Below are 19106 nucleotides of genomic sequence, written 5' to 3'. Positions count from 1 at the left end.
TTCATGAAAGATCTCCTTCGTATTTTAAAAAGTTATTTTGATTAGCTGTTTTCGCTAACGAGTAATACTTTACCATGATGAGACATTTCATAGGTGATAAAAACGTAACAGTTTATGACAAAGCTACCTTTTTTGTAATATTCAACGAAACATATGTAATCGAAAAACGCTTTCTTTCTTTTAATTGAAAGAATGTATGTTCTCGTTTTTTGATGAAAAAAATTAGTTAAGAAAATATTAAGCGGATAATAAATATGTTTTTTTCTATTGTAGAAGATAAAATGGGTGGCTATCTATCAGTCATAATAGCTATTCTTAAGCCTAATGACGACAATCAAAGGAGTAAATAATAAAAAAACATGGAGCAAATGGTTGCCCCATGTTCTAAAAAAATCAAATCCCAATTATTGATGTTCTACACGATTGGAGATCATTGGAAAGAATTTCAAACAATAAATAGCACAAATCCCAACAATAATATATATAGCTTTAGCTAAAATAGTCGTAGAGCCGCCTGCAATCGTCGCAACTAAATCAAATTCTAATAAACCGACTAACAACCAGTTCAATCCTCCAACAATCAACAATGTTAAAGCAATCATATCTAATGTTTTCATTGAAATTACCCCTTTCCTATATGACATACTATTATTATAAAACAATTAAAGAATTTGTACTAAAATATTGCCTGTAATTTAATTTATAGTCCTTTCATTTCAACGTTTTATAGAATTTGAAAATTTAAAATAGATATGTCTTGACAATAGACAAGTAAAAGATTAGATTTAGCTGGTTATAAAATAATAATATTTATTAAGGAGAAGAACATGAAAAAAAAATGGATGATTACTGGATTGATTGCATTATTGCTAGGGGCTATTGGTTATACGGGCACACGGTTTGCAGGAGAAGTTTTATTCTGGGGTGGAGAATCTGATATCACTAAGATCAACGAAAATTTAGAAAAACTTGATCAACAGTTAACAAGCCATGACCAAAAAATCACTGACTTAAATAGTCAATTAGCAATAAAAAATCAAGATCTTCAAAATATACAAACAAAAGCGCAAGAATACCAAACAAAGATCACTGACTTGGAAACGCAAAAAAGCCAATTGGTTGCTGAACATGCAAATTTACAAAACCAATTAACTAGTAAAGAAAATCAATTAAATGACAAACAAATCGAAATCAACAATAAGATCAATGAAATAACTCAAAAAATAAACGAAATCAATACCCTAAATAGTCAATGGAATACTAGACTTCAAGAAATCCAGGGCAAATATACAGAGATGCAAAGTACTGTTAATCAATTAAACGAACAAATCAGCCAATTAAATCGAGAAAAAACAAATTTGCAAGCTGATTTAGCAACCGCGAAGAAACAATTAGAAACTATTTCAGCAGAAAATAGTAATTTGAGAAGTTATATCGCACAATTAGAAAAAGCGAGAAACGATGCAAAGCAAACGGCGGAAAAATCTCAACAAATCGTTGATCGCCAAGTGAATAAGTAGACGTTAAAGATACTTTTTTAGAGTTGTTTTTCCAAGGAAAATCACTTGAAAAACGGAACGTTTGTTCGTATAATGGTGATGAGGGGAGAGATGACAATGGAAAGAAAATATGGAACAGTCTCAAAAATCAGAACGATCAAACTAGGGGAACGACCACTGATCCGTTTTACTTTAGGCTCAGAGAATTGCTTGATTGCTAATCATAGTCTTAATTTTATTGCCGATGTAGATGAAGGAATGAAGATATTTGTGAAAGGCTACTATAATAACCGTAAGCAATTTGTCGTCAAAGACTACACGGTATTAGAAAAATCAAACATTGTTGTCGCTTTTGAAAATAGTCTCTTCCCTAAACAGAAGATCATCAAATGAGAGAACAAAGTCAATGTTCGATATTAAGAACTAATGGATTACTCTTATATAGGTAGAAAAATTGTAAATTGACTCGATGAACTGCCTTGTTTTTTTAATAACAAACAAAAAAACTCATGGCATAAACCATGAGTTTTACTTATTTATGCAGACGATGGGATTTGAACCCACACGAGCTTATGCTCACAAGACCCTCAATCTTGCATGTCTGCCGTTCCATCACGTCTGCAAGAAACAACACTTTAATCATAGCGAGTAACGAAATAGATGTCAAGATATGAAAGAGGAAAATCATGAATAAATATGATGGGGAATTTTCAATTTTAGGAATGGTGGCAGGCATTATCATTGGATCTGCATTTGGACAATTGACCATGGGGATATTCTTAGGTGTGATTATCGGAATTGCTATGGATTGGGCAGCAAATCTTTGGAACGATCGGCATGAGAAATAAAAGTAAAAAAAGTTGATTTTCATCTAGGATTTCTTTAAAACGGTGGCAAAATCCAGATGAATGGAGTATGATATGGAAATAAATGGGTATAATCAGAAATTTCTAACTTTTTTGAAACGAGGGATTGGATCACTATGAGAGAATTTGAAAAATCCAACAAATTAGAAGGCGTAAGTTACGATGTCCGCGGACCGGTTCTTGAAGAAGCAGAACGAATGCAAGAAGAGGGCATCAGTATATTAAAATTGAATACGGGAAATCCAGCACCATTTGGATTTGAGGCACCAAATGAAGTGATCCGTGATTTGATCATGAATGCCAGAGATTCAGAAGGCTATTCGGATTCAAAAGGGATTTTTTCTGCACGAAAAGCGATTGAACAGTATTGTCAATTGAAAAAATTTCCAAATGTGACGATCAATGATATCTATACTGGTAATGGGGTCAGTGAGCTGATCACGATGTGTATGCAAGGGCTGTTGGACAATGGCGATGAAGTATTAGTGCCAATGCCGGATTATCCTTTATGGACAGCTTCTGTTTCTTTGGCTGGAGGAAAACCAGTTCATTATGTATGCGATGAACAAGCCGAATGGTATCCAGATATTGAGGATATCAAATCTAAAGTTACCAGCCGGACAAAGGCAATCGTGATCATCAATCCTAATAATCCAACAGGAGCTTTATATCCGAAAGAATTATTAGAAGAAATCGTGAAAATCGCACGAGAACATCAATTGATCATTTATTCAGACGAAATCTATGATCGTTTAGTGATGGATGGCTTAGAGCATATCCCGATTGCGACTTTAGCACCTGATCTATTCGTTGTCACATTGAATGGCCTATCTAAATCACATCGTGTGGCGGGATTCCGTGTCGGCTGGATGGTGTTGAGTGGTGACAAATCAAATGTAAAAGGCTATATCGAAGGGTTGAATATGCTTTCCTCTATGCGTCTTTGTTCAAATGTTCTGTCACAACAAATCATCCAAACTGCCCTAGGGGGCTACCAAAGTGTGGATGAATTGCTATTGCCAGGTGGACGGATCTACGAACAAAGAGAATACATTTATAATGCAATCAATGATATCCCTGGATTATCAGCGGTTAAGCCGAAAGCAGCTTTTTATATCTTTCCAAAAATCGATACGAAACGCTTCAATATTACCAATGATGAGCAGTTCGTATTAGATTTTCTGCACGAGCATAAGATTTTACTTGTTCACGGAGGCGGTTTTAACTGGCCTGATCCAGACCACTTCAGAATCGTTTACTTACCAAAATTAGACGATCTAAAAGTAACGGCGAAAAAAATGCGTGAATTCCTGACAACCTACCGACAAAGATAGGAAATGTCATATTTTGGCTGTTGTGCGTGTGTATTAAGTAGGTAGTTTTAAGCTTAAGCGAGTAACTGACGGGATAAATCAAGATTTTATGAAGTAAGTGAATCACTATAACAATTGGAATCAACGATTCTTATGGGCATTTGCTTACTTCACTAAATCAACCGTTTTTGTCTGAGTTTTATTCTCATTTGACACCTGCAAATAACCAGTTTCGAGTAAGAGCCAACGAGTAGTAAAAACGATGTGATTGGCAAATTTTTTTATAAAGTAAATACGACTTCACCTAAAAGCGTCCCGATACCGAGGCGTTTTTTTAATGTCAATTTTTGAAAAATGATTCGTTGCTATTGGACTTTTCTTGAAGTTTACAAAGTAGTCAAGTACAATACATGTAGTCATGCGAATACGCATATTTTTTTGAGAGGGGGATACTTATGGAAGCATTAGTCGATTCCTTTGGTACGATCATCAAAGAAATCCGAAAAGAACAAAAAATGACTCAACAAATGCTTTCACAAGGCATTTGTTCTCAAAGTGTGCTGAGTAGAATCGAAAATAACGAAGAGTTACCAAATGTATTAGTGATGGCTCAGATCTGTCACAGGCTTGGTGTAACGATCGATTATGTAATGAACTTATCCAAGGACAAGATTCGAGCAGCAACTAGACAGTTTGATCTTCTGGATCTTTACTTTTTAAAAAGAGATTATCGTAAATTAGAACAAGAACTAAAATCAGCGAAGGTGACAGAGAATCTCTATTCAGCTGAGGATTTTCAACGGTATTATTATTATTTAGGTGTTTGTGAATTTACATTAAGGAAAAACCTAGTAAAGGCACTTAGTTACTTGAAAGAAGCATTGACTTACTCCAGCCAAAAAGATCGGACACATGTCTGTGATATAGAGATCCAATTGATCAGCTGTATTGGTAAAGTCTATGGGGTTGCAGGGAGAAGTACAGAAGCAAGATATTATTTAAGTCGTAGCGTCCAACTCTTACATGATACGATCAACGAGCACAACAAAAGCGAATTGACCCAGATTTTTTATAATTATGGTAGTTTTCTATTTCATCAAGGAGAACGCCAAGCAGCCCTTGAACAAGTGAATCAAGGGATTCGTTGGGCACAAGAAAAAAATAGCTATTATTATTTAAATGATTTATTTATTCTAAAAAGTTTGATCTACAAACAGCAAAATGAACTGTCAAAAGCATTGTTTTATGAAGAATTAGCTCAAGCAGTAAAAAAGATTGCTAAAAGTATATAAATGGTGTAGACCATTCTTGACTTCTTTCGTAAATAAGAGTAATTTAAAGGTAGATCATCAAAGGAGAGAATAGAATGAGAACTTATATCTATGCTGACAAATTCTTTTTAGCATCTGGTGTGAAAAACGCTGGATATCTTGAAATCACTGATGGGCTTTTTGGCGAATATCTTTCAGAAAAACCAGTTGGTGAAGTAACGATCATTGATCAAAGCGGTAAATGGATCGCCCCTGGACTTGTAGACACACATATTCATGGGTTTATGAATCACGATGTTATGGATAATGACGCAGAAGGAATCAAAGCTATGTCAGAAGGTCTGTTATCTTGTGGGGTAACTGCCTTTTTACCTACAACATTAACCTCTAGTAAAGAACGTCTAAGAGATGTGGCAGAGACGATCGGAAAAATGTACCATGAAGCTCCTGGCGCTAAAATCAAAGGGATCTATTTTGAAGGACCATTCTTTACAGAAGAGCATAAAGGCGCGCAAAACCCAAGTTATTTTGGCGACCCTGATTTGGCAGTCTTCAATGAATGGCAAGAAGCTTCAGGCGGATTGATCAAAAAAATCGCATTAGCACCAGAACGCGCAGGTGTCGAAGAATTTGTAAAACAAGTGACAGATGAAGGCGTTGTAGTTGCTTTAGGTCATAGTAATGCAACGATCAATGAAGCACAAGCAGCTGTTGAAGCAGGTGCAAGCGTGTTTGTTCATGCGTTTAACGGGATGCGTGGCTTGAACCATCGTGAGCCAGGTATGGTCGGCGCATTATTATCATTGGATCACGTATTTTCTGAGTTGATTTGTGACGGTCACCATGTCCATCCAAATGCAGCACAGATCCTGATGGAAAAAGCAGGACATGAACATGTGGCTTTGATCACGGATTGCATGATGGCTGGGGGGATGCCTGATGGTAATTACAATTTAGGTGAGTTCCCAGTAGTCGTAAAAGATGGAACAGCTCGTTTAGAATCTGGAAATCTAGCTGGAAGTATTCTAAGATTAAAAGAAGCAATCAAAAATGTCGTAGATTGGGGCTTAGCTACACCAGAACAAGCCATCATGATGGCTACGTACGTTCCTGCAGTTAGCTGTAAGATCGACGATACATGTGGAAAGATTGCTAAAGGAAGAGATGCTGATTTCATCGTCTTGAATCCTGACATGACCTTAGATGCCACTTATTTAGATGGTATTGAACGTTATCATGCGTAAAAAAGAATAAATGAACAGCCAAAAGGAAGAAGCAACTCGTAGCTTTACTCTCTTTTGGCTGTTTTTTTGTGGTGTTTTTTAGATAAATAGTTGGTTACTGGATCAATACTTCTAAGCGTGTAATAAATTCATTCTGGTCATTGGTTTCATGGAAATCTACGAGATAGAGTTCATAAAATGGACTCTTTAATTCTAGTTGATGTGTTTGTGCATATTTTTTCATTTCTTGAATGCCTGTGTCTTGTTGCTCATAGGCTCCTTGGTAAGTGTAGGCCAAGTATTTCCCGGATGGTAACGTGGACACCTCATTGATCAAAGAGGCAGTTTCTGGATAGAAATAAAAGACTTGATAGGCAAAAGACTCTGACTCTTCATGTAAGATACTTCCAAATAAATTTTGATTGTTGGCACTGAGTTGTTTCTCATGTTTTTTATGCAGCTGTTTCAATGCGTAATCGACATCATCGCTAGTCGTCATTTCATCGTCTTTGATTACTTGACGTAATTGATGTTCCATCACGATCGGTTGATTGAATGGAGTATCTTCTACTTCATAGATCAACTGTAAGCGATCATCTAATAAGGAGATTTTTTCTTTTGATTCTGCAATCAAACGATGCAAAGAATCAATTTCAAATCGTAAAAGTTCTTTTGTTCGATCGATATTTTTATTATTCAGATATTCGACGATCTCAGGCAAAGAAACATCAAAATATCGCAGATCGCGAATCGTATTTAGTTGTTCTAATTCTTTGTACGAATAATTTCGATAACCGTTATCGTCATAATCTGGTTGGATCAAACCGATTTTTTCATAGTAACGTAAAGTATGTGGGGTAATATCATATAATTTTGCTAATTCATTGATTTTCAATCGATTCACTTCCGTTTGATTTATTTATACTTTATATCTGTTCCTCATTTTACTATTAGTTGATTCAAAAAAGCGAGTATTTTTAAATTATTTACACGAAACCCTTGACCTTAGAGTTACTCTAACCTGTAAGCTGATTATAGATTAGTTAGTGTTGGAGGAGAAAAAGTATGGAATGGTATAACAAGTCAACGGAAGAAACAATCAAACAAGTTCAAGTCACAGAATATATCACAGAGAGTGATCGGCTGGAACGTCAAAAAAAATATGGAAAAAATAAAATGGAAGAAAAAGATCAAACACCAGAATGGCAAAAATTCTTATCTTATTTCCATGATGCGTTGATGTACATCTTATTAGGGGCAGCGATATTGAAAGTTGCAACTGGTGCATTGATGGAAGGTGGCATGATCTTTTTAGTTGTTTTTCTAAATGCGATGATCGGGTACTTCCAAGAACGAAAAGCAGCTTCTTCTTTAGATAGTATCAAAGGATTATTGAGTGATAAAGCAGTGATTTTAGAAGATGGAAAAAAACGAGAGATCGATCCGGCAGACTTGGTCGTCGGCGATCAAGTAGTCTTGACTGCTGGAGATATCGTACCAGCAGATGTTCGGATCATCGAATCATTCAATTTACAAGTGGATGAGGCGATTTTAACAGGAGAAACACATTCTGTCAGCAAAACTGTTGATAGCTTACCTGAAAATACAGAATTAGCTGAACAAGTAAATATGGCTTTTTCGGGCACTAAAGTTGAATCTGGCAATGGATTAGGTGTCGTTGTTGAAGTAGGTTCGAATACTCAAATCGGTAAAATCAGTCATTCTTTATCAACTGTTGAAGAACAAGAAACCCCGTTATTGAAGAAAATCAAGGAAATGAATACAAGTATATTTAAAGGAATCAGTGCGTTGATTTTGTTAATTGCTCTTGTTTCGTATTTTTATTATGGTATGACATGGGGCTATATCGCTACGGCGATCATTGCTTTGATCGTTTCTTCGATTCCAGAAGGCCTGCCGTCGATTTTAACGATCATTTTGTCGATTGGCGTGAATCGAATGGCAAAGAAGAATGCCATTGTAAAAACATTGCCTACAGTAGAAACCTTAGGTGCGATGACGGTTATTTGTTCAGATAAGACAGGGACATTGACAAAAAATGAAATGTCTTTAGTTCATATAGCGACACTAAATGATTGGTATACGCCTGAATCATTTGCACAAGTAGCACATACAAAAGTCGAAGAATATTTGTTACAAGCAATGCATAATTGTCAAGAAACACAATTAGCAGATGGGGATTGTCCTGAAACGGGAAATGCAACAGAACTTGCATTATTACGTTATACAAATACGCAACAGGCAATAATCCATTCACCTATTGCCAAAATTCCTTTTGATTCAACGTATAAATACATGGGGACTGTTCATGAGATCAATGGGAAAAATATCTTGTTCGTAAAAGGTGCACCGGATGTATTGATCGAAAAAGCGGGACAACAAATGGATGCTAGAGGTATGAGCCAGTCGATCGATAAAAAACGTTGGCATAAGAAAAATGAAGATTTAGCGAGCCAAGGGCAACGTGTGTTAGCTTTTGCGATGAAAGAAATCGGCGATGAAGACTTATCTCATGATGCACTAGATGAAGCATTGACGATGATTGGCTTATGCGGTGTGATCGACCCACCAAAAGAGTCAGCAATCGAAGCAGTGAAATCAATGCAACAAGCTGGAATACGTGTCAAAATGATCACAGGCGATCATCCACTGACAGCGAAAGCCATCGCAAAACAACTAGGATTGCAAAATCATCAAACAGCAATCACAGGAAAAGAGCTGAATCAACTGTCAGAGCAACAATGGCAACGCGCAGTAAGTGAAAACGATGTATTTGCGCGAACGACACCAGAACACAAATTGGCAATCGTTTCTTATCTGCAAGCGCAAGGTGAAATTGTTGGGATGACCGGCGATGGTGTAAATGATGCACCAGCATTGAAAAAAGCTGACGTCGGGATTGCTATGGGAATCAAAGGGAGCGATGTTAGTAAGCAAGCAGCAGATATGGTTTTAGTCGATGATAATTTTGAGACGATCGCTTATGCAGTCAAAGAAGGACGTCGGATATTCGACAACTTGAAGAAAACGATTCTCTTTTATTTACCAACATGTTTGGCGCAAGGATTATTGTTACTATTCTCATTGATCGGAAACTCCCCATTACCTTTGACGACTGTGCAAATCCTATGGTTGAATCTAGTTGCTTCGATCACCTTGTCCTATGCTTTAGGATTTGAACGGGCAGAAAAACAAGTGATGAGTCGACGACCACGACCATTGAATGAACGGATTTTGTCACGATATGCGTTGGTGCGCATTTTATATGTAGGGATGATCTTGACGATCTTAGGCTTAACTGCGATGGAATATGTCTCAAACGATGCACGTCAGACGGTGTTGATCAATGCGATGGTGTTTGGTCAGGCCTTCTATATGATCAATTGTCGTAGGATCAGCGAATTTAGTTTAGATAGAGGATTATGGAAAAATACCGCATTGTTTTATTCAATTGGGATCATGATTTTGCTTCAAGCTGCGATGATCTGGTTTCCACCATTAAGAATGGCTTTAGGAACAAACCTACTATCAAGTACGGAGGTCGTCATCAGTCTTTTACCTGGATTACTTTTATTCTTCTTAGTAGAAATCGAAAAATATGTTTTATCAGCTAGAAGTTACAGGGTAGGTGCTTGATCATTCATATTATTGAAAAAAACATAGAAGGATACCAAAGTAACTAGGTGCTTTTTATTCACACTAAACCCAAGTAACGTTGGAAGAAGAAACTAGTTTATAAAATAAGTTAGTAAAAACGTCCGAAATGAGAATGATCATTTCGGACGTTTTTTTGTTTTATATACCTAAACATACGCGATACGTTTTTTGTTAAATGTTCAAAGATAAAGCCCCAGTTTGTCATTGTTAATGCGAGCAACCTTAGTTAGTAGAAAGTTAAAAAAATTCGACAATCGATTTCGAAGAGTTTGCGTATCTTATTAGTAAATCGGCAAAACTCCCATTAAATCGCTGGATTTCTTCTTTTTGGTGAGAGCGAGGAAACAAACAAACCGTTTTTTCATTTGCTAAGAGATAATCACCATCGATCGTACGAGCCACCAAGTGAAAGGATGAAAGGAGATTCGCGACCTCCGCTTCATCCAGGGAGTTATAATCGATTGTTCGCAGAATACTAGCTTTGAAATGTTGGTAAGAAGGGAAAAACACAAGTTCCTCATAATCGAACAGCTCGTTTTCTTCCAGCCATGCGAGTGTTTCTTCTAATGTACGATTTTGCTTCAATTGTTCAAACAATCGTTTCACCTACTTTTTATTTGGTATCAATACCGTAAAATCAATCGTTGGGTTATTGCCTGTTCCTTTTGCCTCTAACTCGACACTTTCAGGGATGAGTTCATCGCCAACATAATGTGGAGTAACACGATAGCGTACAGTTTCACCATGATTCAACGCCTTACGGATTTTTAGTTCATAGTAGTTCATGTAAGGATCATTTACTGGGAATTGAAACAAAGTAACTAGATTTCTTTCGTCGTCGCCACTACCACCGAACTGTTTAGCGATCAGATGTCCGCGAGAATGATCATATCTGGGTCCAGAAATAAATCCAGGAGGACGGATGTCACGGTTTGCGCTGGTTCCTGTATTGATCATTGATTTTTCCAATAAGGCATCCGCACCAGTGGGACGTCCTAATCGATCAAGCTCATGATACTCGATCCATCCTTTGTTTGTTGAGAGCTCAGCCACATCAAAGGAAGCTGTTCCTAATTCTTGTGGCCCAGGATTGTTTCCAGTCGGTGCTAAGTCTTCTTCTTGAGGTAAGCCGTTGTTTCTTGGCTCAGATGAGTCAGGTATACTACTTGTGATAGTAGCTTCACTTTTGCTTGTACTTTCGACTGGTTTATCAGAAGATTCCATACTATATGTATTCATGTTTGATCGTTGGTCAGTAGAAACTCCCGATTCACTCTCGATTGAAGCAGTATAACTAGATTCACTGTAATCACTTGAGATCGGTTGTTCTACATTCAATAGATCCATTCCGATAAAGCCAATTGCGCCAAAAACAACTATAGAGATCAATGTACCCCATAGTTTTTTTAAATTTTTCATTCGTTCACCTCCTTTGTTAGTATAATCCAAAACCAAGCGGACTAAAAGTGAAAACTTTATCCAAAGTAGGTTAATTATATAGGTTAGTATGATATGATAATCTTGTACACAAAGGAGGCGAATGAGATGATAGGAGGAATCGCAATCATCACGATTTACTGGTACGTTTTACTCATATGCGCTGGGGTTGCAGTGTTACTTGTTATTTTTGGAGATGTCTTTGATTTCGATGGACCTATTGATCCGATGCTGATCGTTCCCTGGTTGACTTTTACCAGTTTATTAGGTTATTTAGGTGAATCCTTGACCAACCAGTCCTCATTAGTGATATTCGTGATCAGCGCGATTATTGCAACCGTTTTAGTTTTTTTGTTGAATTTTTATATCTTGATGCCGATGAAGCACGCAGAATCGACGCTATCAACTTCTGAAAAAACATTAGAAGGTCAAATCGCGACAGTGGTGACCCCGATACCGATCCAGGGAATGGGAGAAATCCAATTAAAAAGTGTTACTGGTTCAATCAGTCGCCCTGCTTGTTTTTATACGCCCCAAGAGAAAATGATCGGACGTGGCGAAAAGGTTTTGATCATTGAAGTAAGAGACCGTGTTTGTTATGTTACACCGTACGAAAGTATGTTGAAAATGTAAAGGAGTGGAAGAAATGGAAATATCTGGAGTGTTTGTTGCAATTGTTTTAGCAGTGTTGATCGTTTTAATGTTATTAATCGTCTTTGTCGCTAAGTACCAAACGGCAAAGCCTGACGAAGCATTGATCATCAGTGGTAGTTACTTGGGAAGTAAAAATGTCCATGCCGACGAGAGTAACAATAAAATCAAAATCGTCCGCGGTGGAGGTGCATTCGTATTACCAGTTTTCCAACGTTCGAATCGCATCAGTTTATTATCAAGCAAATTAGACGTGTCTACCCCAGAAGTTTATACAGAGCAGGGTGTGCCGGTGATGTGTGACGGTACTTCGATCATCAAGATCGGTTCTTCTGTCGAAGAAATTGCGACAGCAGCGGAACAATTTCTAGGGAAAACGCGAGAAGAACTTGAAAATGAAGCCCGTGAAGTCTTAGAAGGTCATTTGCGGTCGATCCTAGGTTCGATGACAGTAGAAGAAATTTACCAAAATCGTGACAAATTCAGCCAAAGTGTGCAAGAAGTTGCCTCGGTGGATCTAGCAAAAATGGGCTTGATCATTGTTTCGTTCACGATCAAAGAAGTCCGTGATAAAAATGGTTATTTGGATTCTTTGGGGAAACCACGGATTGCTCAAGTCAAACGTGATGCAGATATTGCAGAAGCAGAAGCACTAAAAGAAACGCGTATCAAAAAGGCGGAAGCAGAGAAAGAATCTCAAGCCGCAGAATTACAACGCCAAACAGAGATCGCCGAATCTTTAAAAGAAAAAGAATTGAAATTAGCTGCCTATAAACAGGAGCAAGATGTGGCACGAGCAAAAGCTGACCAAGCGTATAATTTAGAAAGTGCCAGAGAACAACAACAAGTAATCGAACAAGAGATGCAAGTAAAAGTCGTCGAACGTCAAAAACAAATCGAATTAGAAGAAAAAGAAATCATTCGTCGTGAAAAACAATACGATTCTGAAGTGAAGAAAAAAGCCGATGCGGATCGTTACGCCAAAGAACAAGAAGCCCAAGCACAAAAAGTCAAAGAAGTGACTGAGGCAGAAGCAGAACAATTTAGAATCGAAGCCTTAGCCCAAGCCCAAGCCAACCAAACTCGTTTAGCTGGACAAGCCGAGGCAGAAGCCACGTTAGCAAAAGGGAAAGCGGAAGCAGAAGCAAAACAAAAAATCGCAGATGCGTTCAAAGAATATGGAGAAGCTGCTGTGCTTAGCATGGTGATCGAAATGTTGCCTCAATTGATGCGTGAAGCGGCACAACCGCTAGGCAATATCGAAAAAATCTCTGTTGTTGATACAGGAAACTCCTCAGGTGAAGCAGGTGGCGCCAATCGAGTGACAAGCTATGCGACAAACTTGTTGTCGACGACACAAGAAACGTTGAAAGAAACAACTGGATTGGACATCAAAGATATCATTGAGAATCTTTCCACTCGTGGAAATTCTAGACAATTGAATGTCTATGAAGGATCAAATGAACCGAAAGAATAACTTAAGAAAGACTCAAAGGATCATGTCCTTTGAGTCTTTTGTTGGTTCGCTATTTATTTTCATTTTGCTCACGGATCTGTGCTTTTACTTCTTCAAGACTTTCAAGTAAAGCCTGCTCTTTTTTTCTTAATTGTTCTAAGTCCTCGACAATCTCTTCTTTTTTTTCAACTTCTGGCGGACGCAAGCAAAAATTGATACCGATAGCAATAAATGTCCCGATAAATGTATCGAAAACCCGCTCAATCGCATAGAAGGCTGACTCTCCTTGAGGGATACTTAAAGAGATCAGTAATAATGTTGCAATAGCAGCAATGATTCCAGAATTATTATTGATACCGTCAGATAAGACGATCACAATGATCACTAAAAGTGGGAGAACGATCAGTTCAACTAAAAAATCATTGTGGAAGTAACTTTTTACAAAAAAATAGAAAATACCTAATCCGCCACCAAGTAGATTGCCAATAATACGCGAGCGACCAAAAGAAAAGGTCGTAGTCAAATCCTGGCGCAAGGAAAAAACAGCAGATAGGGCAGCAATCATTGGAATGCCACGATCAAAGAGATGAAAGATCAAAATACATAAGAAAACGGCTAAAGCACTCTTCATTGTACGCATACCAAGTCGAAAGCGTCCAAATTGCATAGTATACTCTCCTTTACGTTCTTTACAATATCATAACTAAACTTACCTTGGATTGCTAGTTTTTCATGAACGAATTTAGTATAATTCAATAAAAAGAAAGGAGCCGATCATGCGTATTGGAATGAGAACGGTAAAAACGGTCATCAGTGTATTTGCTTCCATGTTGGTTGCAAACTACTTTTCCTTATTATTCTGGCCATCTGCCGGTATTATTGCGTTGTTAAGCGTAGGGAATACTCGTCGCTCCACCTTGATGACTGGGATCTATCGAGTCGCTGCATTTATTGTCGCTACGCTTATTGCCTACATGTGTTTTACACTTTTGGGCTATCGAATCATCAGTTTCAGTGTCTTTCTATTATTTTTTATTCCAATCGCCGTGCGGTTCAAATTGACAGAAGGAATCGTTGTAAACTCAGTCTTGATCACTCATTATCTTAGTGAACAAAGTATGAGTTGGCAATTGATCACAAACGAAGCAGCCTTGATGATCATTGGTGTAGGCTTTGCTTTGTTATCTAATGTCTATATGCCAGATAGTAAAAAACGTTTAAAGGAAAATCAAATGATCATCGAAGAGCGATTTCGTCTTCTTTTGAAGAATATGGCAGACTTTTTGCTTTCTGGCGAAGCTTACGAAAATCAAGGGTTATGCAAAGAATTACAAGTTTATATTCGAGAAAGTCAAGCATATGCACGGAATCACCAAGAGAATAACTTGCTTAGACAAAATCAATACTATGAAACCTATTTTTCTATGCGACGGGCTCAGATCAATGTGATCCAAGATATGCAAGAAAATTTAGCTTATATCCAGGACCCAGTGCCTTATAGCGACCATATATACGGCTTGTTGATCTATACAGCTGAGACATTTTCTGAATCAAATGATGGCAAAGAAATATTGACACGGATCGAAGAGGTCTATGGAATGTATCGTCAAATGCCATTGCCGACTACTCGAAGTGAATTTGAGGATCGTGCGGAATTGTTTCAGTTTTTACAGTCATTTAAAAGTTTTATTGAAATAAAAGTAGAATTTTCTCAGCAGATGATAGTGGATGCGGAAAAGTGAACAAATAAGACGAAGCGATGAGGAGACCATTCTCGCTTCGTCTTATTTTTATTTTGTTTATTTGTTATTCTTCCAATGCTCTTGCATATCATCTAAGAGTGCAATCACTTCGGTGGTTAAGTACAGGGAACGGTTTGGAAGTTCTCCTTCGATCATTTTTACCATATTTTCAATTTCATAATTCATTGCTTGCGCACGATGGCCACTTTCGATCAATTCTTTTGTACCGTCAGTATACATGATTTCGGCTTGGTCAGCTCTAGGATAATCATTGATCGAGATATACCCATTTTCAAAAGCAACGATTCCGACTTTTGGCATTTTTGCTTGGAAGGTCAGGTTGATCGTAGCTAGTTCATTTTCTTTATTTTGCAAGATCGTTACAGATTGTTCATCGACACCTGTTTTAAATGGAATCATACGAGAGGCGATGACTTCCGGTTGTGAGCTCAAAAAGAATCGAGCAAATGAAACAGCATAGGTTCCAATGTCAAGTAATGCTCCCCCTGCTAAATCAGGGTTGAAGAAGCGGTTGGTCGGATCAGGTTCTTTGTAACTGCCAAAAGGTGCTTGGATCATCTTTAATGCACCTAACTTGCCTGAATCGATCATTGAACGAAGTTGATGATACAAAGGCATGTTGAAAATCGTCATCGCTTCTGCCAAGATCAACTGTTTTTGTTCGGCTAATTGGATGGCTTGTTGAAGTTCTGCCTTATTCATCGTGATGGCTTTTTCGCATAAGACATGTTTCCCAGCTTCCAAGGCAGGAAGGATATAGTCGATATGTTGACGATTCGGAACGGCGATATACACGATATCAACTTCAGCATCTTGCAACATTTCATGATAATCGCCATACGCTTTTTTGATAGAATGGCGTGTAGCAAAATCCTGTGCTTTTTCCAAAGTTCGTGATGCAACAGCAACCAATTCACTTGATGTTTGATCGAAGTTTTCTGCAAATTCGTTAGCAATCGATCCTAGACCGACAATGCCCCATTGGTATTTTTTCATTTTTCATCTCTCCTTGACGTGATATATTTAATATAAGGGTATGTTGAATACTCTTGGTTTCGCTATTATTATATCAAAAAAAGGACTTCCAATCGTTTTGAAGAATTGCTTTCTAAAAAAAGGTGAAAGAAATGTTCTAATAGATGATTTTTTACCTTAATTTAAGTAGAATAAGAAGGAGGAGGAGATTGCGATGCATCAAGTATACGTTGATCTTATTATGAGTGTTTTACTCGAACAATTTGAAACAGAAGAAAATTTCTTAGATACTTATCTATTGGTGGATGAAACAACTTGGCAAGCTTGGAAGCGTGGTGAACAAAACTTACCATCCGAGGTCATGCAAAAAGTGAAAAATCTTTTTACGGACTATGAATGGATGTTGACGCAAAAAATTCTACGTCAAACCATTATTTTCCCTGAAAAAAGAAACGTTGCAGTAGCCGAATATAAGCAAATCAAAACACGTATTGCTCAGAAATGGGTAAGTAGTGGCAGTGCGAATGTAGAGTTGCTCCCTTTAAAAAATGATCAAATTGTCAATGGATATCTTGACTTGAAAGTCAGTATTCAATATGATGAGTGGGGTTATGATGACATTTTGAACTTTCGATTACCAGCAGAAGTTCAAAAGCAAATCGAAGGGGAGAAAATCGAGTTGTTAGATTGGGTAAATGAAAATCTGGAAGAAACTTACGTGAGTGAGAAAGTGGAACCAGAAAGGGAATGAAAGGATTTTTTGCGTGAATAAAATTTTAGGCGTTATCTCAGTCGTGATTATGATTGTTGCGATGGGCTATCTGGTTGTTAGTGAGAGTCGGACGGATACGAAAGCTCAAGCTGATAATTCAAAGACAGAACAAACAAATACGACGAGTGCGACAGAAGAAAGTACAGAAAAAGCAACAAAAAAAGCAACCTCTAGTGATTTGCCAGATGTTAAGTTGGATGATTGGTTGCTAGTATTGGTAGGACCTGATCATAAAATCGAGACAGAAATCGATGAAGCCAACCAATTGGCTGCGCTAGATAATGGCTATCTGATCGACAAACGTATTAAAGCTGATTATGAAGAACTGGCTAACGCAGCTAAAGCTGCGGGCTTTCCTTTAGTTATGGTATCGGCTTATCGCTCAGTTGCGACACAACAAGAGGTGTTCGCTCAAAATGTCCAACAGGTGATGAGTAGTCAGGGAGTCACTGAAGAAGAGGCGACCGCGATTACGAAAAAAACTATGACAGAACCGGGTTACAGTGAACACCATACAGGTTTAGCTGTGGATGTGGTCGATGAAACATGGTACAACAATTATCCCAATACTGTATTGGATGAAAAATATGGTGACGAACCAGGTGCGAAATGGCTTGCGGACAATGCCTCTAAATATGGCTTTATCATCCGTTATCCAAAAGGTCGAGAAGATATTACAAAAATCACTTACGAACCTTGGCACCTGCGTTATGTAGGCAAAGAAAGTGCAGAATATATCACATCAAACGATTTAACGATGGAGGAGTACTTGGACCAACTAAAAGAAAAGTAGGAATAAGAGATGGCAAAAAACAAATGGAAAAAACAAAGGCGTAAAAATAATCGCTGGTTTGCTGTAGTTTTAGGGAGTATGTTGATCATGATGGCTTTTGTTTTTTCTTTGAGAAGTTTGTCATCGCCCTACTCTACGGAAGCACAGCAACAAGAAACACTGACTCATCAGGAATTTATCAACGCATTAGTTCCACATGCGAAAGAACTACAACAAGGCTATGGCGTTTTGCCAAGTATCATTATTGGGCAAGCCATCCTTGAATCTGATTGGGGCAATAGTACGCTTGCCAGTAAATATAAGAACTTGTTCGGTATCAAAGCGTTTGGGAACGAAGAAAAAGTCAATCTGGAAACAAAAGAATATATCAATGAAGAATGGATCACCATCCAAGGAGACTTTCGAGTCTATTCTTCGTGGAAACAATCAATGGATGACCACACAGCTTTATTTGTCAATGGTGTCGATTGGAATCCTGCATTGTATGCGAATGTGATCACTGCGACCAATTATATTGAAGCAGCTCATGCGTTACAGGCGGCAGGATATGCGACAGATCCGACATATGCTGATAAAATCATACATGTGATTGAAACTTACCAGTTAAATCAATACGATCAATAATCAGGAAAGAACGGAAGTGGACGGATGGCAGATTTATTTGTTCCAGAAATAATGACAGAATTACGTAAGGATATCGTGAGAGTCCCAGAGGTCATTATGGAAGCAAGTGGTATTAAAATTTTTGGCAAGTTGATACGTTCGATTATCTTCACCACGGATATTGCGATCATCAGAAACACCAATGCAAATGCAGTGATCGCAGTTTATCCTTTTACACCCCATCCGGCGATTACGAAAAGCATCATTGAAGCAGCGGATATCCCTGTGTTTTCAGGTGTCGGTGGTGGCTTGACACAAGGGATGCGTTCGGCATATATGAGCCTTTTTGCAGAAGCACAAGGATCATTAGGCGTAGTCTTGAATGGTCCAACACCAGTAGAGACTGTCCATGATGTCTGTCAAGTGGTTGATATACCGGTAATCAGTACAGTCACGTCTAAATACTCGGAAATCGACGAAAAATTGGCAGCAGGCATTACGATCATCAATATCAGTGCGGGAAAAGATACAGCAGACACTGTTCGCTTTTTCCGAGAAAAGTACCCAGAATTACCGATTATTGCGACTGGAGGTCCCACGGAAGAAAGCATCAAAGAAACGATTGAAGCTGGCGCCAATGCAATCACCTACACACCACCTAGTAGCGGAGAGTTATTCAGTCGTAAAATGGACAAGTATCGAAAAATCGAGAAAACCAATTGAGTACCAAACGAAAATAAATATCATTCAACCAACCATAGATAATAGTTATCGATATAAACTTGGCTTTAGCAACCTTTTCCTTT

20 protein-coding genes and 1 tRNA gene are annotated in these 19106 nt (G+C 38.0%); 14 read left to right on the top strand and 7 right to left on the bottom strand.

Features of this window, described 5'->3' with window-relative positions:
• Positions 1 to 404 precede the first annotated feature (404 nt).
• Positions 405 to 617: a DUF378 domain-containing protein gene (locus tag ACH0AK_RS12830; protein WP_010735711.1), complete on the bottom strand. Its 213-nt coding sequence runs from the start codon at positions 615 to 617 to the stop codon at positions 405 to 407.
• Between the two features lie 210 nt (positions 618 to 827).
• On the opposite strand from ACH0AK_RS12830, the gene ACH0AK_RS12825 reads away from it, so the two are divergent.
• Both ACH0AK_RS12825 and ACH0AK_RS12820 read left to right on the top strand, forming a co-directional pair.
• Positions 828 to 1520 carry a DNA-directed RNA polymerase subunit omega gene (locus ACH0AK_RS12825; RefSeq protein ID WP_137072211.1) on the top strand — a complete coding sequence of 231 codons (693 nt, stop codon included), beginning with the start codon at positions 828 to 830 and terminating at the stop codon, positions 1518 to 1520.
• A 96-nt stretch (positions 1521 to 1616) separates the two neighbouring features.
• Complete coding sequence (locus ACH0AK_RS12820; protein WP_034691354.1) at positions 1617 to 1892, top strand: hypothetical protein; 276 nt, start codon at positions 1617 to 1619, stop codon at positions 1890 to 1892.
• Between the two features lie 146 nt (positions 1893 to 2038).
• On the opposite strand, the gene ACH0AK_RS12815 is transcribed toward ACH0AK_RS12820, so the two are convergent.
• A tRNA-Leu gene (locus ACH0AK_RS12815) sits at positions 2039 to 2121 on the bottom strand.
• A 64-nt stretch (positions 2122 to 2185) separates the two neighbouring features.
• Here ACH0AK_RS12815 and ACH0AK_RS12810 point away from each other — a divergent pair.
• The 4 genes from ACH0AK_RS12810 to nagA all read left to right on the top strand — a co-directional run bounded on the left by ACH0AK_RS12810 (position 2186) and on the right by nagA (position 6193).
• Positions 2186 to 2347 (top strand): hypothetical protein, encoded by a 162-nt coding sequence (locus ACH0AK_RS12810; protein ID WP_019724415.1) that lies wholly within the window; start codon positions 2186 to 2188, stop codon positions 2345 to 2347.
• A gap of 134 nt (positions 2348 to 2481) precedes the next feature.
• Positions 2482 to 3699: a pyridoxal phosphate-dependent aminotransferase gene (locus tag ACH0AK_RS12805; protein ID WP_023519505.1), complete on the top strand. Its 1218-nt coding sequence runs from the start codon at positions 2482 to 2484 to the stop codon at positions 3697 to 3699.
• A gap of 434 nt (positions 3700 to 4133) precedes the next feature.
• The gene (locus tag ACH0AK_RS12800) at positions 4134 to 4970 is read left to right on the top strand and encodes a helix-turn-helix domain-containing protein (protein ID WP_010735706.1); all 837 of its coding nucleotides are present in this window, start codon (positions 4134 to 4136) and stop codon (positions 4968 to 4970) included.
• Positions 4971 to 5044: 74 nt separating this feature from the next.
• A complete protein-coding gene (gene nagA / locus ACH0AK_RS12795; RefSeq protein WP_010735705.1) occupies positions 5045 to 6193 on the top strand; it encodes an N-acetylglucosamine-6-phosphate deacetylase in 1149 nt (382 codons plus the stop codon).
• A gap of 94 nt (positions 6194 to 6287) precedes the next feature.
• Here the strand turns inward: nagA and ACH0AK_RS12790 are convergent, their stop codons facing one another.
• Entirely contained in the window at positions 6288 to 7076 is a 789-nt protein-coding gene (locus ACH0AK_RS12790) for a MerR family transcriptional regulator (protein WP_226076329.1), read from the bottom strand.
• Between the two features lie 161 nt (positions 7077 to 7237).
• Between ACH0AK_RS12790 and ACH0AK_RS12785 the strand changes: the two genes are divergently transcribed.
• Positions 7238 to 9829 carry an HAD-IC family P-type ATPase gene (locus ACH0AK_RS12785; protein WP_137072310.1) on the top strand — a complete coding sequence of 864 codons (2592 nt, stop codon included), beginning with the start codon at positions 7238 to 7240 and terminating at the stop codon, positions 9827 to 9829.
• 258 nt (positions 9830 to 10087) lie between these two features.
• Here the strand turns inward: ACH0AK_RS12785 and ACH0AK_RS12780 are convergent, their stop codons facing one another.
• Together ACH0AK_RS12780 and ACH0AK_RS12775 are read right to left on the bottom strand one after the other, a co-directional pair.
• Positions 10088 to 10456, bottom strand: a complete 369-nt coding sequence (locus ACH0AK_RS12780) for a hypothetical protein (protein ID WP_254679158.1) — start codon at positions 10454 to 10456, stop codon at positions 10088 to 10090.
• On the bottom strand, positions 10457 to 11269 hold the full coding sequence (locus tag ACH0AK_RS12775) for a DNA/RNA non-specific endonuclease (RefSeq protein WP_010735700.1): 813 nt from the start codon (positions 11267 to 11269) through the stop codon (positions 10457 to 10459). It lies immediately after the preceding gene.
• 126 nt (positions 11270 to 11395) lie between these two features.
• Between ACH0AK_RS12775 and ACH0AK_RS12770 the strand changes: the two genes are divergently transcribed.
• Both ACH0AK_RS12770 and floT read left to right on the top strand, forming a co-directional pair.
• Entirely contained in the window at positions 11396 to 11920 is a 525-nt protein-coding gene (locus ACH0AK_RS12770) for an NfeD family protein (protein WP_010735699.1), read from the top strand.
• A 13-nt stretch (positions 11921 to 11933) separates the two neighbouring features.
• Positions 11934 to 13415, top strand: coding sequence for a flotillin lipid rafts scaffold protein FloT (floT, locus tag ACH0AK_RS12765; RefSeq protein ID WP_019723963.1), 1482 nt, complete (start codon positions 11934 to 11936; stop codon positions 13413 to 13415).
• A gap of 49 nt (positions 13416 to 13464) precedes the next feature.
• Here the strand turns inward: floT and ACH0AK_RS12760 are convergent, their stop codons facing one another.
• On the bottom strand, positions 13465 to 14061 hold the full coding sequence (locus ACH0AK_RS12760; protein ID WP_010735697.1) for an FUSC family protein: 597 nt from the start codon (positions 14059 to 14061) through the stop codon (positions 13465 to 13467).
• A 109-nt stretch (positions 14062 to 14170) separates the two neighbouring features.
• Between ACH0AK_RS12760 and ACH0AK_RS12755 the strand changes: the two genes are divergently transcribed.
• On the top strand, positions 14171 to 15136 hold the full coding sequence (locus ACH0AK_RS12755) for an aromatic acid exporter family protein (protein WP_023519510.1): 966 nt from the start codon (positions 14171 to 14173) through the stop codon (positions 15134 to 15136).
• Positions 15137 to 15193: 57 nt separating this feature from the next.
• Here the strand turns inward: ACH0AK_RS12755 and ACH0AK_RS12750 are convergent, their stop codons facing one another.
• Positions 15194 to 16153 carry a Gfo/Idh/MocA family protein gene (locus tag ACH0AK_RS12750; RefSeq protein ID WP_010735695.1) on the bottom strand — a complete coding sequence of 320 codons (960 nt, stop codon included), beginning with the start codon at positions 16151 to 16153 and terminating at the stop codon, positions 15194 to 15196.
• A gap of 193 nt (positions 16154 to 16346) precedes the next feature.
• On the opposite strand from ACH0AK_RS12750, the gene ACH0AK_RS12745 reads away from it, so the two are divergent.
• The 4 genes from ACH0AK_RS12745 to ACH0AK_RS12730 are packed head-to-tail and all read left to right on the top strand — an operon-like array spanning position 16347 to position 19023.
• Positions 16347 to 16883 (top strand): hypothetical protein, encoded by a 537-nt coding sequence (locus ACH0AK_RS12745; protein ID WP_010735694.1) that lies wholly within the window; start codon positions 16347 to 16349, stop codon positions 16881 to 16883.
• 13 nt (positions 16884 to 16896) lie between these two features.
• Positions 16897 to 17697: a M15 family metallopeptidase gene (locus ACH0AK_RS12740; protein WP_023519512.1), complete on the top strand. Its 801-nt coding sequence runs from the start codon at positions 16897 to 16899 to the stop codon at positions 17695 to 17697.
• Between the two features lie 9 nt (positions 17698 to 17706).
• Complete coding sequence (locus ACH0AK_RS12735) at positions 17707 to 18321, top strand: glycoside hydrolase family 73 protein (protein WP_023519513.1); 615 nt, start codon at positions 17707 to 17709, stop codon at positions 18319 to 18321.
• 24 nt (positions 18322 to 18345) lie between these two features.
• Entirely contained in the window at positions 18346 to 19023 is a 678-nt protein-coding gene (locus ACH0AK_RS12730) for a beta/alpha barrel domain-containing protein (RefSeq protein ID WP_010735691.1), read from the top strand.
• Positions 19024 to 19106: the final 83 nt, after the last annotated feature.

Origin of the sequence: Enterococcus pernyi (assembly GCF_045371165.1) — a bacterium.
GTDB lineage: Bacteria > Bacillota > Bacilli > Lactobacillales > Enterococcaceae > Enterococcus_B > Enterococcus_B pernyi.
Note: the sequence above shows the minus strand (reverse complement) of the source record. Positions and strands in the feature narration are given on the sequence as shown.